Annotated in this window: 1 protein-coding gene; it reads right to left on the minus strand. The window is 66.9% G+C overall.

The window, feature by feature from the left end:
- The coding region (locus tag AC1DR7_RS20250; protein ID WP_478076667.1) for a TonB-dependent receptor plug domain-containing protein at positions 1–1,786 on the minus strand (1,786 nt) is incomplete at its 3' end.
- Positions 1,787–2,087 lie beyond the last annotated feature (301 nt).

Here is a 2,087-nt window from a genome sequence, read left to right on the forward strand (position 1 = left end):
GGGTCATGCTGACCGCATCCTGGGTGTCCACCACCTTGGCCTTGGAATACAGCGCCGCCGTTTCCCAGTCGAAGCCGAAGTGGAATCCGCGCAGGCCGCCGAGCGCACGCAGCTGTGTGTTTTTCACCTCGATCTGGGTAGGACGCTCGAAGCGGTAGCTGCTGATGCTGACCGGAATACCGCCTGCGGCGACGTTGAGATTGGCCAGCCGGTTCGGGTTGACGCTGCCGTCGGGCAGGCGGGTGGCACCGAAGGGGTTCCAGTAATTGCTGGCAGCCACGGTCATCGGCAGCGCGGCGATGGTGTTGACGCCCGATTGCAGGCTGCGCGCCTCCGACTGGTACCAGCCAGCTTCGCCGAAAGCGGTGATGCCGTTGTCGAAATCATGCTTGCCGGTCAGGAACAGGTTGACCCGGCGCACGTCCGGGGTGATCGACAGCGGGAACTGCGCCTGCTGGTTGTCCAACAGGTTACGGTCGGCGCCGGCGGTGGCCTTGCTGCCGGACTGCACGCACAGGCCCTGGCCAAGGCTGGCGTTGCAGCCTTCGTTGGTACCGGGCTGTACATGGAACGCGCCGGCGGCGGTGGTCAGGAAGGTGGTGCCCTGGCGCACGCGCGGACCGATCGCGGTGAAGTTGCCCCACGGGCTGTTGCTGTTGCGGTTGTCGGTGCCGCTGAGCCCTTCGAACGGGGTGCCGACGAAATCGGCGGCGCGGTCAGCGCTGCGGGTCCAGTCCTGGTCCAGCGAGTTCAGGCCGGTGGTGGTGTAGTAATTGAACGCCAGGGTGACATTGCTGCGCAGGTCGTCGGAATTCCTGCCAACCAGGCCATTGATGCCCAGATCGCGCAGATTGGTGCCCTCGCCGATCCCACGCTGCACGCTGATGGTGCCGCCGTGGACGTCGTCGCGCAGCACGTTGTTGACCACGCCGGCCACCGCGTCGGTGCCGTAGATGGCCGCCGCGCCGTCGAGCAGGACTTCAACGCGACGCAGGTTGGCGACCGGGACGGTATTGGCGTTGTAGGTCAGCACCGGGACGAGGTTGCCGTCGGCCTGGCTGGTGGGGTGGACCACGGTGCGTCGGCCGTTGATCAGCAGCAGCGTGTTGCCCACACCCAGGCCGCGCAGGTTGACCGAGGCGATGTCGCCGCGTGCGTAGTTGGAGCTGTTGCCGCCGTTGGTGCCACTGAAGGACACATCGCCCATCTGCGGAATGGAGCGGTACAACTCGTCGCCGGATACCGCGCCGGTGGCCTCGATCTGTTCGGCCTGGAGCGTGGCGACCGGCAGCAGGGCAGCGGTTTTTGCGCCCTTGATCTGGGTGCCGACGACAGTGACCGAATCAAGCGTGACCGGCACATCGCGGGCCGGTTCGGCCGGCGGCGGCTCGGCGGCGACGGTGCTGGCCGAGGACTGCGCAGCCAGCAGCGCGCCCGAACCCAAGGAGGCGAGCAGCGGACGATCGGCGCGCAGTGTAATGGTACGGCCATCATCGGAGGCCACACTGAGCCCGGTCCCGGCCAACAGCTGGCCCAGCGCCTGACGGGCGTCCATCTGGCCCTTGAGCGCGGGGACGGCAGCGGCTTTTTCGCGGTCGCCGACGGCCGGGCTGATGATCTGGATCCCCGCCTGTCGCGCGAACTCCGGCAATGCGTCTTCGATACGCCCCCCGGCAATATCGAAACTGGCCTGCTGTGCCAGCGCGGGCGTGACCATGCCCAGCACCGACACCATCAGGCCTCCGCGGATGGCGCGGGCCAATGGCTGCAACTTGTACGAACGCATGGATACTTCCCCGTGAAAGTGAACATGAGCGGCGATGTTTCGTACCCCCCTGAACAATCCAGATGCACCGGCGCGCGTGTTCCGCCATCGCGGTGTGGATGTTCGTTGCTCCCAGGTCGACTTTACGGGGTTCGGTTCTGGAGCGGTGAGCTGAAGAGCCGAAGCGCGCTGCTGCAGGGGTACTGCCCTGGGTCGGGCCGCATGGGCAGGCAGGACACGCCGTAAACCCACCATTGGGGGCTCGCAGGCGCCMTCCATGGCGCCTGACGGTCCYGCCWACCCACGCGCCCCGACCCTCGAC

This window comes from Stenotrophomonas sp. P5_A9 (genome assembly GCF_056400525.1).